General features: G+C 69.6%; 9 protein-coding genes. 7 read left to right on the top strand and 2 right to left on the bottom strand.

Features of this window, described 5'->3' with window-relative positions; all coding sequences use genetic code 11:
- Positions 1–49: 49 nt before the first annotated feature.
- Complete coding sequence (locus tag KY661_RS04575; RefSeq protein ID WP_225409014.1) at positions 50–1,198, bottom strand: acyltransferase family protein; 1,149 nt, start codon at positions 1,196–1,198, stop codon at positions 50–52.
- Between the two features lie 303 nt (positions 1,199–1,501).
- On the opposite strand from KY661_RS04575, the gene KY661_RS04580 reads away from it, so the two are divergent.
- The 7 genes from KY661_RS04580 to KY661_RS04610 all read left to right on the top strand — a co-directional run bounded on the left by KY661_RS04580 (position 1,502) and on the right by KY661_RS04610 (position 13,339).
- Positions 1,502–2,965, top strand: a complete 1,464-nt coding sequence (locus KY661_RS04580; RefSeq protein ID WP_225409015.1) for an adenosine deaminase family protein — start codon at positions 1,502–1,504, stop codon at positions 2,963–2,965.
- Positions 2,966–2,997: 32 nt separating this feature from the next.
- Positions 2,998–4,194 (top strand): sialidase family protein, encoded by a 1,197-nt coding sequence (locus KY661_RS04585; protein ID WP_225409016.1) that lies wholly within the window; start codon positions 2,998–3,000, stop codon positions 4,192–4,194.
- 45 nt (positions 4,195–4,239) lie between these two features.
- Positions 4,240–7,008 carry an AbfB domain-containing protein gene (locus KY661_RS04590; protein WP_225409017.1) on the top strand — a complete coding sequence of 923 codons (2,769 nt, stop codon included), beginning with the start codon at positions 4,240–4,242 and terminating at the stop codon, positions 7,006–7,008.
- A gap of 120 nt (positions 7,009–7,128) precedes the next feature.
- Positions 7,129–8,472 carry a restriction endonuclease fold toxin 5 domain-containing protein gene (locus KY661_RS04595; protein WP_450097566.1) on the top strand — a complete coding sequence of 448 codons (1,344 nt, stop codon included), beginning with the start codon at positions 7,129–7,131 and terminating at the stop codon, positions 8,470–8,472.
- A gap of 15 nt (positions 8,473–8,487) precedes the next feature.
- A complete protein-coding gene (locus KY661_RS04600; RefSeq protein WP_225409018.1) occupies positions 8,488–9,216 on the top strand; it encodes an immunity 52 family protein in 729 nt (242 codons plus the stop codon).
- Complete coding sequence (locus KY661_RS04605) at positions 9,209–11,974, top strand: serine/threonine-protein kinase (RefSeq protein ID WP_225409019.1); 2,766 nt, start codon at positions 9,209–9,211, stop codon at positions 11,972–11,974. Before KY661_RS04600 ends, KY661_RS04605 begins: the two co-directional genes overlap by 8 nt.
- A gap of 66 nt (positions 11,975–12,040) precedes the next feature.
- Positions 12,041–13,339 carry a hypothetical protein gene (locus tag KY661_RS04610; protein ID WP_225409020.1) on the top strand — a complete coding sequence of 433 codons (1,299 nt, stop codon included), beginning with the start codon at positions 12,041–12,043 and terminating at the stop codon, positions 13,337–13,339.
- Here KY661_RS04610 and KY661_RS04615 read toward each other — a convergent pair whose 3' ends face one another.
- Positions 13,340–14,446, bottom strand: a complete 1,107-nt coding sequence (locus tag KY661_RS04615; RefSeq protein ID WP_225409021.1) for a hypothetical protein — start codon at positions 14,444–14,446, stop codon at positions 13,340–13,342. It lies immediately after the preceding gene.
- Positions 14,447–14,459 lie beyond the last annotated feature (13 nt).

Genomic DNA, 14,459 nt, shown 5'->3' on the forward strand with positions numbered 1-14,459 from the left:
TCCGGGCCGTGAGCCTTCCGGGGCTCACGGCCTCAACCAGGCGCCTCCCCTACGGAGTTCCGGGGGAGGCGCTTGGCGTTTGAGGGGCCCCGCGCGCCACCCACCCCTGGAGCCGCTTGCGGCCCCAGGAGCGCATCGGCATCTCGAACCACCGGTAGGTGAGCCACGAGAGCCCCACCAGCAGCCCCAGGTACACGGCGAAGAGGGGCTTCGGGGCGCGGAAGTCCACCCACGGGGCCACCGCCTCCGCCAGCGCCTGGGACGCCTTCCACACGGGGTACTGGAGGATGTAGAGCGCGTAGCTGGCCTCGCCCAGCCGCAGGAGCAGGGGCCGTGACAGCACCCACCCGAGCGCCCCGCCGCCCCGCGCCAGCCCATACACGAGCGCCGCGAACGCGGGGGCCAGCAGCGCGTTGTGCAGCAGCTCGAAGGGAATGGACGGGCTCAGCGCGAAGGCGCCGAGCAGGAGCACGGCCGCCGCCGGGGCCAGCAGCGCCCCCGAGTGGCGCGGCGAGGAGGACTCGCCGAGGAAGAGCCGGCCCAGCACCAGCCCCATGAGGAACTCGGGCAGGCGCAGGAGCGGGTTGAACTTGAGGACATTCAGCCCTCCGTCCACCTGAAGCCCCAGGTACACCAGCGACGGCAGCAGTCCCAGGACCCAGAAGCCGCCCATCGCGCCCCACAGCTGTCCGCGCCGCAGCCGGCCCAGCCAGGGCGCGGCGAAGGGGAACACCGCGTAGAAGAAGGCCTCCACGGAGACGGACCAGCCCGGAGGGTTCCAGTAGAGCGCCACAGGGGGCAGCCACGCGTGGACGAGCAGCAGCGCGCTCAGCCCGCCCAGCAGGAGCTTCGCGGCGGCCACCGGCACGGTGTTCGCCTCCAGCGAGCCCTGGATGACGGTGGGGGCGAGCAGCACCAGGGCCAGGGCGTAGACGGGGTACACGCGCGCGAGCCGGGCCGCCCAGAAGCTCCGGGGCTCGGCCTTCACCCCGCCTTCTGGCGTCAGGTAGTTGTAGGCCAGCACGAAGCCGGACAGGACATAGAAGAGCCCCACCGAGGCGTACCCGCACGCCGAAATGGCCTGCAGCGCGCCGGGGAGGTTCTCGAACCAGACGCCTCCGAAGTGGAACACCACCACGTGCAGGGCGGCCAGGAACCGCAGGCCGGTGAGCGCATCTCGCGAACCGCTCGCGCTCACGGGAGGCCGCTGCCAGGGCAAAAGGGGCACATGTGGGCGAGTCTATGCTTCTCCCCCGTTTCTCAGGTGGCTCATCCAGGCCCACCGGAGGGTTCCCCGCCCGTCCGGAGAGCATCCGAGGGTTTCTGACGTGTCAGGGCGAGGGGAGCACGGGGGCTGACGCGCCGGAAGGCGCCCCCGGCGTCCGGGCGGAGCGTGTGCGCGCCTGGGCGGGGCCCTGGACCTGGGCAGGCACCCCGCTTGCTATGGGCAGGCAGGCGCGGCTCTCACCGATGGGAGTTCGTGATTCCTCCGAGGACCTTCATGCGAAAGACCCTGCCTGGCCTGATGATGCTCACCCTGGCGTCCGGCTGCGCCACCCTGCCCGGCGCCCCTGGCGCCAGCAACGAAGCGGTCACCGGGCGCCATTTCGCGTCCCTGGTGTCCGGCGCCGCGCCGAAGACGGCCGAGCTGAGCCTGTTCATGAACAAGCTGCCCAAGGGGGGGGACCTGCACCACCACTACTCGGGCGCCATCTATGCCGAGCAATATCTGGAGTGGGTGGACACGCAGGGCTTCTGCGTGAACAAGGCCACCTCCAAGATTCAGCACCAGCGGCCCACGCCGCCGGACTGTGTCAGCGGCAAGGACCTGGCGGCCGATGACACCGCCTACCGCAACCTGCTGCAGCTCTGGTCCAGCAAGGACTTCAACAACCATGGCGCGTTGAAGCCGCCCCCGGACCTCCAGTTCTTCAACACCTTCATGTACTTCGACGACGTGGCGTCCACCAATACCCGCGAGGGATTGCAGACGCTGAAGCAGCGCGCGATCGCCGAGAACGTGGGCTACATCGAGACCATCTTCCAGCTGACCACGGGCACGCAGGACGACGCGTTCGACCGCGACATCGCGGCGGCGGGGCTCGACAGCGCGAAGCTGCAGGCCCAGATGACGGCGCAGCTGGCGAAGCTGGCGGCCAATGCCAGCTTCAACCAGGGCATCCAGCAGTACCTCGCCTACGTGCAGGACAGCAGCCAGGGCATCGACGACGAGAACTTCACGATGCGCTACCAGGCCTACGTGCTGCGTGCGCTCTCCCCGTCGATGGTGTTCTCGCAGACCGCCGCCGCGTTCAAGATCGCCTCCCAGGACAAGCGCGTGGTGGCGGTGAACCTCGTGGGCGCCGAGAACGGGACCGTCGCGATGCGCGACTACCGCCTGCACATGCAGATGTTCAAGTTCCTGAAGGCCCAGCATCCGGACATCAAGCTGGCGCTGCACGCCGGTGAGCTGGCGCTGGGCATGGTGCCGCCCGAGGGGATGAAGTTCCACATCGCCGAGGCGCTTGGGGTGGCCGGGGCCAACCGCATCGGCCACGGCGTGGACATCATGCACGAGACCAACGCGCAGCAGACCCTGGAGACCCTGCGCGAGCTCGACATCCCCATCGAGGTGAACCTCACCAGCAACCAGTTCATCCTGGGCATCCAGGGCGACGCGCACCCGGTGGGGCTGTACCGCAAGTACGGCGTGCCGTTCGTCATCTGCACCGATGACTCCGGCGTCACCCGGCACACGCTGTCGAACGAGTACGTGCTGTTCGCCAGCCGCTACCAGCCCACCTACGCGGAGGTGAAGAAGTTGTCCTACGATAGCCTGCGCTACGCCTTCCTCCCGGACGCGGACAAGCAGCGCCTGACGCAGCAGCTCGATGCCCGGTTCGCGAAGTTCGAGGCCGACATCGCCGCGCTGGAGGCGCGCACCGTCCGGAAGGAAGACCGTTGATTCTGGAGTGAGCCTTCCCGCAGGCTCACTCCATGAACTCTCTGTCTCGGACGAGCCGTAGCTCCTGTCGTTCCCAGCCGCGCGCCCGGCGGTTGGGGTGGGCGCTTCTCCTGGCACCGGTGTTCGCGTGCGCCCCTGGCGAGCCCTCCGGGGACAGCCCCGGGCCCGTGGCGCAGGTGGAAGCGGCCCTGCCCAGCGGTGGCTGGAGCGTGCTGATGGCCAGCGGCGGGGCGCCGATCCGCAGCATCACCCGCCGCTCGGATGGATGGCTGATCGGCGGGGTGAGCACGGGCCACGGCATCACCGTCTGGGCGAGCCGCGACAATGGCGCGAGCTGGTTCGTCCACGGCTCCGTCGCCAACAACCCGAACGTGGAGTTCGGCGACGTGACGATGCGAGCCATCCCCGGCACCCGCACCGTCTTCTGTGCCTTCCGGGAACTCGCCGGGGGGCAATGGCGCGTCACGGTCACCCGGAGCGACAACGATGGGGACAGCTGGGTCTACGACAGCACCGTCGTGGGGCCCACGGCCCACTTCGTGGGCGCGCCGTTCCTCTTCCAGCGCGCGAACGGGGATCTCCAGGTGTATTACGACTCGGAGCTGCTCGCGGCGCAGCGCGGGTACCCGGGCCACCAGTGGATCGCCATGCAGGGCCGCCGGGGCACCACGGGCGCGTGGACGGCGTATGGCACCGTGGCCGTGTCCTGGGACAAGCGCGCCGGGGCGCTCAACCGTGACGGCATGCCCACGGTCGTGCAGCTCGGGGGAGACCGGCTCATGGCCGTTGTCGAGGGCGTGGAAGCATTCCCCACCGGCGGTGCCCGCGCCAATGTCATCAACGCCGTGCAGTCGTGGGACGGCGGCAAGACGTGGGACGAGTCCCTGCGCCGCACCATCTACCAGGCGCGCATCGATCCCGGCTCGGGGCGGCGCTACAACGCCTACGTGCCTTCCGCCATCCGCGTCGGCAACGGGCCTGTGGGGGTCGCGTTCTGCACCGACGAGGACAAGGCGGGGCCGCCGGACGCCGCGAACGCGCCGGTGGACCAGCGCAACTGCCATGTCGGCTACATCAGCACGACGGCCAACTTCGAGACCTGGTCCGGCGCCAGCCCCGTGTGGACGGCCACCTCGCGCAACTACACGCCGGGCCTCTTCGAGCGCGCCCTCAACGACGTCATCGTGGTGATCGACGGGCTGGGCTCCAGCCGGGTCTTGAGGCGGTGAAACTATCATGGAAAAACGAGACAAAGTTGTTTAATTTGTTTTTCCATGACCCCCTCTTCTTGGCGTACCCGCCTGGGCCGTGAGGCCCGGCGGCTGCTGCCCCTGTGTTGTGGTTTGCTCTCCCTTCAAGGCGCTCAGGCGGCCTGGTCCCTGAAGACCCCTCCGCTGTCCACGCAGTGGACGTCCCAGGTGTCCCCGGCCAATGCCCTGCCGGAGTATCCGCGTCCGCAGATGGTCCGCGCGGATTGGCTCAACCTCAACGGGGAGTGGCAGTTCGGCAACGCCTCCGCGGGCCAGACCCCGCCGTTCGGCCAGAACCTCGCCGAGAGCGTGCTGGTGCCGTTCCCCATCGAGTCAGGGCTGTCGGGCATCAAGCGGCACCAGGACCGCATGTGGTACCGGCGCACCTTCACGGTGCCCGCCGCCTGGAGCGGCCGCCGCGTGCAGTTGAACTTCGGCGCCGTGGACTGGGAGGCCACCGTCTACGTCAACGGCCAGCGCGCCGGCGTCCACCAGGGCGGCTTCGACAGCTTCAGCTTCGACATCACCGGCTACCTCAACGGGGGCACCAACGAGCTCATCGTCGGCGTTTATGACCCGACCGACGCGGGCTCTCAGCCTGTGGGCAAGCAGACCAACAACCCCCAGGGCATCGAGTACACGGGCGCCTCGGGCATCTGGCAGACGGTGTGGCTGGAGCCCACGGCCTCGGCCCGCATCACCCGGCTGGACATGACGCCGGATGTATCCGGCTCGGTGCTGAAGCTCACGGTGCGAGGGGCGGGCCTCAGCGGCCAGACGGTGGAGGCGGTGGCCTTCGATGGCACCACGCAGGTGGGCAGCGCCACGGGCAGCGTGGATGGGGAGATTCGCATCCCCGTGCCCAACCCCAAGCTCTGGACCCCCGAGAGCCCCTTCCTCTACGACTTGCGCGTGTCGCTCAAGGGCGGCGCCACCACCGTGGATCAGGTCACGAGCTACTTCGGTATGCGCTCGGTGGGCCTGAAGCTCGTGGGCGGCGTGCTGCGGCCGGTGCTCAACGGCCAGTTCGTCTTCCAGATGGGCACGCTGGACCAGGGCTACTGGCCGGATGGCATCTACACCGCGCCCACGGACGCGGCGCTGAAGTTCGACATCCAGAAGCACAAGGACCTGGGCTACAACCTCATCCGCAAGCACATCAAGGTGGAGCCGCAGCGCTGGTTCTACTGGGCCGACAAGCTGGGCATCCTCGTGTGGCAGGACATGCCCTGCATGGACTCGGGCAAGAGCCCCACGACTGCCGCAAAGGCGCAGTTCGAGCTCGAGATGCGCGAGATGATCGACGAGCACCGCAGCTCGCCCTCGGTCATCGTCTGGGTGATTCAGAACGAGGGTTGGGGCCAGTACGACCAGGCACGGCTGGCGGACCTCGCGAAGGGGTGGGACGCCAGCCGCCTCGTGGACAACATGAGCGGCGTCAACTGCTGCGGCGCCGTGGATGGGGGCAATGGGGACCTGGTGGACTGGCACGTCTACGTGGGCCCGGGGTCTCCGCCGCCTTCCGCCAAGCGCGCCGCGGTGGTGGGCGAGTTCGGCGGCCTGGGCCTGAAGGTGGCCGGCCACCTGTGGAACCCCAACGGCAACTTCTTCAGCTACGAGGAGGTGCCCGACAGCGCGACGCTCACCAGCCGCTACGTGGGGCTCATCAAGTCGATCCAACCGCTGATGAACCGGCCGGGCCTGAGCGCGGCCGTCTACACGGAAATCACCGACGTGGAGGGAGAGATCAACGGCGTGCTCACGTATGACCGGGCCATCGTCAAGGTGGATGCCAACGCGGTCCGGACGGCGCACCTCAACCTGCTCGCCGCCTCGCGCCAGCTCAACACCCAGGGCCTCCTGCCCGTGGGGCAGCACCGCTCGCTGCAGGTGATGGTGCCGGGCTACACCGATCGGTACCTGCGCCACTTCGAGGGCCTGGGCAGCACCGAGGTGGTGACCCGCACCAGCAGCGGCCCGGCCAAGCAGGACGCGACGTTCAAGGTCACTGCGGGCCTCGCGGATGCGGCCTGCTACTCGTTCGAGTCGCGCAACTTCCCGGGCAGCTACCTGCGGCACTTCAACAGCCGCATCCGAAGGGACGCGCGCGATGGCTCGGCGCTCTTTGATCAGGACGCCACCTTCTGCGCCCGCCCGGCGCTGGATGGCTCGCCGGCCGTGTCGCTGGAGTCCAAGAACAAGCTGGGCTTCTACCTGCGCCACCGCAGCAGCGAGGTGTGGGTGGACGCACTCGAGAACACCGCCGGCTTCCGTCAGGATGCGACCTGGGGCATCGCGCCCCCCTGGTGGCAGAGCAACGCCAACGTCTCTCAGGGCACGTTCCAGTCCCTCCAGGTGACGACGCCCGGCTACACCAACCGCTACCTGCGCCACATCGAAAGCCTGGCCAGGACGGAGGTGGTGGACGGAGGCAGCAACGCCACGCTCAAGCAGGACGCGACGTTCAAGTTGGTGCCAGGGCTCGCCGAGTCGAGCTGCTACTCGTTCGAGTCGCGCAACTTCCCGGGCAGCTACCTGCGGCACTTCAACAGCCGCGTCCGCAGGGACGCCTCCGATGGCTCGACGGTCTTCCAGCAGGACGCCACCTTCTGTGCCCAGCCAGGGCTGTCGGGCACCGGCGTCTCCTTCGAGTCCTTCAACTTCCCCGGGCGCTACCTCCGCCATGCCACCTCCGAGGTCTGGACCGCCTCGGGGATTGGCACCAGCTGGGATTCGCCCGTGAGCTTCAACGAGGACTCGAGCTGGAACGTCGCGCCCGCCTGGGCCCCCTGAGCGGAAGGCCCGGGCGTGAGCCGCCTGGGCCAGCCCCTCAAGACTTGCCGTAAGGAAGGGGCCGTGCGCAAGGGCCCACATGTACAAGGGAGATGCTGCATGGCTTCCAGGAAGGTGCTCATGAGTGCCCGGTGGATCTCGTGGGGCCTCCTGCTGGTGGTGGCCAGCGCGTGCGGAAGCACGCGCAGGGTGCGGCTTGAGACGGGAGCGGGACCCGCGCGGGAGTACGCGGCGCCCAGTTGGAACAAGTCCGTGAAGATCCATCAGGACGAGTTCGAGGAGGCACTGGGGGCTTTGGTGTTGGAAATGCCGCTGGCCATCCGCTCCATGCAGGCGCGCTTGCTGGTGCGTACCTCCCATTCCGCCCATGAGGGGGACATGGCATGGCATGTCCTGCTTCGCAGGAGCCATGGGGGCGTCTGCGCGGCCGCTGGGCCCAGCCAGGACTGTCTGTCGCCCTTGGAGGATGTGGGAAGGTGGAGAGGCGGGGACAGGCTGATGGTGGCGCTGGGGCTGTCACTTCGGCCTCTCAAGAGGAGCATCGCCGAGGCGGTGAAGGAGACACTCACGCCTCAACTTTTCTATGCAGCGGCCGTCACGGGGTTGGTGACGTGGGTGGCGTTGGCGGCGGCACCCGAGCCCATGTTCACCAAGGCTGCGGCGGTGGTGGCCGCGGTGATGATGGCCTACCTGGGCGTGGACGCCTTCCTGGAGGTGTTGAAGGCCAGCGTGGAACTGAAGAGGGCCACGGACGTGGCAACCACCGTGGAGGACTTGGAGAGGGCAGGGCAGAGGTTCGGCCAAACCTTGGGGACCCAAGGCGCGCGAGTCTTCATCTTGGCGGTGACGGTGGCGGTGAGCCGTGGGACCGGTGGTACTGCCACGTGGCTGGCGGCCCGGATGCCCTTGCTTCCGCGGTTCTCGGAAGCAGCGGCATTGGCAGCGGCCCAAGTAGGGCTGAGGCTGTCGGCGGTGGAGCAGGTGGGGGCAGTGGCGGCGGTGGAGGGACAGCTTGCGCTCACGTTGGCGCCCACGGCCGTGGCCATGGCTGTCACGGGCTCGGGAGGCGCTTCCTCAGGGGGGCCTGGCACGTGGGTGCAGGTGAACGAGAGCATGTCCGCGAGCGCCCGGAAGTACCAAGCGCAGGTGACAGGGGCTCCGGAGGGGTCGGCCTACCGGGTCAAGGGAGGCGGAGAACAAGCGGACTTCGATGGGTATCGGGACGGAGTCTTGCTGGAGGCCAAGGGCCCTGGGTATGCGAAGTTCATCGATGAGGATCTGGACCCTGTCGGTTTCTTCAAGGGGGCCGATAAAGTGGTCGAGCAGGCCCGCCGCCAGTGGGTTGCGGCTGAGGGGGGGCCCATCCGGTGGCTCGTTGCCGAAGAGAAATTCGCGGCGGCCCTCCGCAAACTCTTTCGCTTCAACGATATCGGTATCGAGATCATCCATGTCCCCCAGGTTTGAAGAAATAGGCAACCGATGAGAGAGACCTACCATGCGGGGGCGTACTGGTTGGCCCGTCACGAGTCCGCCGAGGAGTGCGCCCGGCGCTCAGAGCGCTTCTTCAGCATTCTGGGCCATTGCAACCCAGGCTGGACCCGATGGCATGAAACGGCGGACTCCTTCGAGGAGGCGCGCAAGTTGCGCGCCGGCACGGATGCCACCGCGTTCCTGAAGATGTTCGGCCGGAAGAGGAATCGGATCGGTGATGGTTTCCACTTCTGGTTGTGGGCGGGTGATCATCCAGATGAAACAACGACCGTCAATGTGGCCTGCGGTTCATCTTCGCCGCTGACAACCTCTGTTTGTTTGCTCAAGCCGCCCAAGCAGGGTCCCCATGTAGAACGGTTGCTGAGTGCTTCTCTTTTGACCGAAGTCGTGCGCGCCTTGGCGCTGGCGTGGGAACCTGAGTGGGCGATTGCGACATCCGATGCGTACAGCTCTCAGGGGAGCGGCCGCCCCCGGCCAGGCACGTTCACCGGATGGGTGATGTACTTCTCGGGCTCACGGGGCAAGGTCCCCCCGCTGCCCGAGCCCGTGAGGGTTGAGGCAGTGGAGGACAAAGGATCGCTCGTGGTCCTGACCCCAGAAAAGTTCACTGTCTCCAATCCGGAGCATGTGGCTCTGGCGGGCCGGGTCCATACCCTGTTGGAAGGGAAGGGACTTTTGAGGCCCCTTCAACCCATGGGTTCCAAGTCGCATGAGTGATGGGACGCGGGAGGACAGGAAGAGCAGTCCCCCGGTGCCCACGCCGGATGACGAGGACACCCAGGTCATCGCCCCGCCGCCTCCGCCCGTTCCCTGGGACACCCCCGGGGCCGCGCTGAACTCCCCGCCCCTGCCGGAGCGGGGAGACCCCGAGGCCTTCGAGAAGACGGCGACGAGCCCGAGCCTCTGGCGGCCCCCACGGGATGTGCCCCCTCCGGGACGCACGGTGGCCGGGCGCTACACGGTGCTGGACCGGCTGGGCGAGGGCGGGATGAGCATCGTGCTGGCCGCCTATGACGTCCGGCTGGACCGGCGCGTGGCGCTCAAGCTGCTGAACGCGCGGACGGGGCCGGCCCAGGACCACTCGGAGCTGCGCATGGTGCGCGAGGCCCAGGCCATGGCCCGGCTCAACCATCCGCACGTGGTGGCCGTCTACGACTCGGGCGCGCTGGAGGACGGCTCGTTCTTCATCGCCATGGAGTACGTGGAGGGGCAGACGCTGCGCCAGTGGCACGTGGAGAAGCCCCGGAGCTGGCGCGAGGTGCTCGAGGTGTTCCTGGCCGCCGGCCGGGGGCTGGCCGCCGCGCACGGGGCGGGGCTGGTGCACCGGGACTTCAAGCCTGACAACGTGCTGGTGGGGCAGGATGGACGCGTCCGGGTGACGGACTTCGGCGTGGCGCGCACCGAGGCGCTGCCCGAGGGGCCCTCGCTGGGCCTCCCCCTGCCGCTGCCGCCCGGGGCCTGGGACACCTCGCTCACCCAGCCGGGCTACGTGGTGGGCACGCCCCGGTACCTCGCCCCCGAGCTGCTCAAGGGCGCCCCGGCGGACGCGCGCAGTGATTTGTTCTCCTTCTGTGTCGCGCTCTACGAGGCGCTGTGTGGCCAGCCCGCCTTCGCCGGGAGCACGGAACGCGAGCGGACCCTGGCCCGGCTCGAAGGCCGCGTGGCGCCGCCGCCCCCGCAGCTGCCCGGCTGGCTCCTGCGCGCGGTGCTCCAGGGGCTGTCGCCCCAGCCCGGGCAGCGCCCGGCCTCCATGGCCGTGCTGCTCAAGGCGCTGGCGGACGACCCGGCCCTGCGGCGGAGCGTGTGGATCCGCTCGGCCCTGGCGGCCTCGGCGGGCATGGGGCTGGTGGCGCTGGCCGCGTGGGGCTGGCTGGGCCACCGCGAGCCCGCGCCCGATTGTTCCCAAATGCCGCGCCAGTTGGAGGGCATCTGGGATGCGGACGTGCAGCAGCGGATCCGCCAATCGCTGGAGGGCACGGGGCTGCCCTATGCGAAGGCCACCGCGGACCGGGCCGTGGCGGCGCTGGAGGGTTACGCGGGGACCTGGGCGCGGATGCGCGTGGAGGCGTGCGAGTCGCCGCGCGTGGAGGCGCCCCGGCCCCTCGGCCTGGCGGTGTTGCAGGAGTATTGCCTGGAGCGGCGGCGCAGCCAGCTCCGCGCCGTCACCGGGCTGCTGGCGGGAGCGCCGGACGCCGAGCTGGTGCCGCGCGCGGTGGAGGCCATCCAGGCCCTGCCGCCGCTGGCGTACTGCGCGGACGCCCAGGCGCTGACGGCGGCGGTGCCCCCGCCCGAGGATCCCCAGGTGCGGGCCCAGGCCGAGGCGCTCCACGCGGAGGTGGACCGGCTGGAGACGCTGTACGAGGCCGGCAAGTACGCGCAGGGCCTGGCGCTCGGTGAGCAACTGCTGCCCCAGGTGGAGAAGGCCGCCTATGCGCCCCTGCACGCGCGCGCCCTGTACCACTTCGCCCAGAACCTGGAGGGCGCCGGCGAGTTCAAGCGGGCCGAGGCCCTGACCCGGGAGGCCATTCCCCTGGCCGCCAAGGGGCAGGATGACGCGCTGGCGGCGCGCGCCTGGGGACACCTGGTGTTGCTGGTGAGCAACCGGCAGGGCCGCCATGAGGAGGCGAAGGGGCTGGAGCTCGTCACCGCCGCCGCGGCGGCGCGCACGGGGGACGTGCTGGCACGGGCCGAGGCCCTCAACGCGCTGGGCATGCTGCTCAACGCGCAGGAGAAGTACGGCGAGGCGCGGGACACCTTCGAGCGGGCGCGGGGGCTCTGGGAGCAGGTGCGGGGCCCGAAGCACCCGTACGTGGCGGGGTTCCGCAGCAACCAGGGCATCGCGCTGTTTCTCCAGGGGCGGTACGAGGAGGCGCGGGCGCAGCTCGCCGAGGCGCAGGAGCTCTGGGAAGAAGTGCTCGGCCCCGAGCACCCGTACCTCATCCACGCGTTGATCAGCCAGGGCGCCTCGCTCTGGCGGCTGGGAAGGCTGCCGGAGGCGGCGGGGCTCCTGGAGCGCGCCCAGTCCCTGATTGAAAAAGTCCTGGGGCCCGAGCATCCCTTCCTGAGCGAGCCCTTGAGCGTGCTGGGGTTCGTGTTGACGGACATGGGCCGCTACCCGGAGGCCCAGCAGCGGCTGGCGCAATCCCTGGCGTTGATTGAAAAGGTGATGGGCCCGGAGTCTCCCAGCGTGGCGGATCCGCTGCGGGGCCTGGCCCACCTGCACCGGATGCAAGGCGCGTCCGCGAAGGCCCTGCCCCTGCTTGAGCGGGCCCTGTCCCATGCGCAGGGCGGCACGCTCGCGGAGGTGCAGTTCGAGCTGGCTCAAACCCTATGGGAATTCGAGACACGGCGGCCGCGCGCCCGCGAGCTGGCCACGCAAGCACATACTTACTGGCAACGATTGGAACACCCGCAAAGCACGCAGTCTCAGCAATGGCTGTCGAGCCATTCCCTGTCACGTGGACAGGGTGAATAGGCTTGCCTGCTTGCCGTCCTGAGGGCGCCCTGAATACTCCGGGCATTTCCAACAAGGACTGGGCTGATGAAGCGCAACAAGGCGTGGATGTCCGTATTGCTTCCTGCGGTGCTGGCACTGGGTGCATGTGGTGGCGAGGACGAGCCCTCCCCTCAGCCGGGCGGACCCACGGTGCATGAGGGGTTCATCACGTCGGATGAGACCTGGCTGGCTTCGGGCAATCCGCACGTGGTGAAGGGGATGCTGTTCGTGGGCGGAAGCCAGAGTCCCGTGCTGACCCTGGAGGCCGGCGTGCAGGTCCGCTTCGAGAGCGAGTCAGGATTGAGCGTCGGCACCTCTCCCCGGGAGCTGGGCTCCCTGCGGGTGGCGGGAACGCAGGAGGCCCCGGTGCTGCTCACGGCCAACGCGGACGCGCCCCAGCCCGGACACTGGCTGGGCGTGACGCTGGGGACGGGGGCCGGGCTCTCGCGCTTTTCCCACGCCACCATCGAGTACGCGGGCGGCATCTTCAGCAGCGACGACGAGGAGACCCGTGAGTTCTGGAAGCAGAACGCCGCGGGGCTGCACATCGTGGGAGGCGAGGAGGCGCCGGAGAATTTCCGCCCTGCCGCCCTCCAAGCCGTCACGGTCCAGCGGAGCGCGAACCACGGGGTGATTTTGACGGGGGGCGGCTTCGCCGAGGGCTCCCTCGGGCTGAACCTGCGGGACAACGAGGGCGTGGCCCTGAAGTCGACCGCCAACGAGGTGGGCACGCTGCCCGCGGGGAGCGCCATCAGCGGCAACACCGTCAATGAAATCCACGTGCTCGAAGGGACGGTCACCACCAGCCAGACGTGGCACAACGCGGGGGCGCCCTACGTGCTCACCTCGGTCATTGACCTGGGCCTGCCCAACGCCCTCCGGGTGGGCTCCGCCGCGGCGCCGGTGCTCACGTTGAGCCCGGGCACGGAGCTGCGGCTGCCCGAGGAGGGCTACATCAGCATTGGCTACCAGAACGAGGACGGCACCCTCGTTCCCGGCAGGCTCCAGGCCGTGGGCACCGCGCAGGCGCCCATCCGCTTCGGTCCCACCGGCGCCACGGCGGGCTTCTGGTCGGGGCTGTTCTTCTACGGCGCCCAGGACACGTCGCTGGAGTACGTCACCGTGGCTCAGGCGGGCCAGCCCCTCTTCGGCCTGCTGGGCGGCGGCAACCTGAACGTGAATGGCGACCTGGGGGTGTCCGTGCGCCACAGCACGCTCAGCGGCTCGGTCGGGTGCGGCATCGCCGTCACGATAGGGCCCAATGGCTCCGCGCCGGACTACGTCGCGGAGGAGCTCCAGAACGTCTTCACCGGCAACGCCGGTGGGGCGCAGTGCAACCGGTAATCACGCGCGCAAGCGCGTGACGGACGCGGTGGGCGAGGCCGGGGACTCCTCGCCGGCAGGGGCCGGGTTCTCCTGGCCCAGGGCCGCGAGCCGCTGGGCCAGGTGGGCCGCCTGGGCCCCCTTGGCACCGGCCTCGCTGCCGGCCACGCCCACCAGCGACACCCGGGCCCGCTCCAGCAGCGCCACCTGCGCGTGGAGCTGGGCCAGCAGGCGCTCCCGCTTGCTGGCCAGCAGGTTCAGCCGGTTGAGCTCCTCGCCCAGCGAGGAGGCCGCCAGCTCCAGTTGCCGCCGCGCCACCGCGTCCCCGGTGGCCTGGGCCCGCGCCCGCAGGTCCTCCACCTGTTTCTGCACGTCCTGGGGCGCCACGGCGGACAGCTGGGCCTCCAGCTCGGCATGGGTCTCGGCCAGGGTGAAGGCCTCGCCGGTCATCTTCTGCAGCACGCCCACCAGCTCGTTGCGGCCTGCGCCCGGGCGCATCTTCAGGGCCACCGTGCGGCACTGCCGGTACAGCTCCCGGGTGCGCACGAGCAGCATCTTGGCCTCGCCGCTCACCTGCTCCTCCAGCGTGCCCCCGCGTGACTCCACCGCATCCCCGTGCACCGTCATGTGCGAGGCCAACGTGCCCACGCTCCAGAAGAGGGCCACCGCCGTGTGGCCCACCAGTGCGCCCAGCAGCCCCCCGGTGGGGAAGAAGCGCGCCTCCAGCACCTGCTGCACGTACAGGCCCACCGGCACCAGGAGCCCCGAGGCCACCGCGCCCGCGGCCACCTGGGAGGGCTGTCCCCCCCGCTCGCCGCCCTGGCCCAGCCAGCACACCATCGCCGCGGCGAGGGCGCCCGAGAGGGCCTGGGGCACCGGCGCATCGGCCTGGAAGAGGTAGGGCAGGGCCGCCAGCAGGGGCATGCCTACCCACATCAGGGCCTGGGTGCCTGGCTTCGGCCGGGCCCCGGCCAGCGCCGCGGCCACCACCGCGAAGCCGGGGTTCAGGGGCAGGTGGGCCTGCTCGGCCAGCGTGGCCAGCATGCCTACGGCGGCGCCTCCCACCAATGCGCGCAAGGTGCGCGTTTCGAAGTCTTCACGGTGAAGCAGCTGGAGGGCGGGCGCCATGGTCGTCATCCCC

It is taken from the genome of Allostigmatella hybrida, from assembly GCF_020103775.1.
GTDB classification, from domain to species: domain Bacteria; phylum Myxococcota; class Myxococcia; order Myxococcales; family Myxococcaceae; genus Hyalangium; species Hyalangium aurantiaca.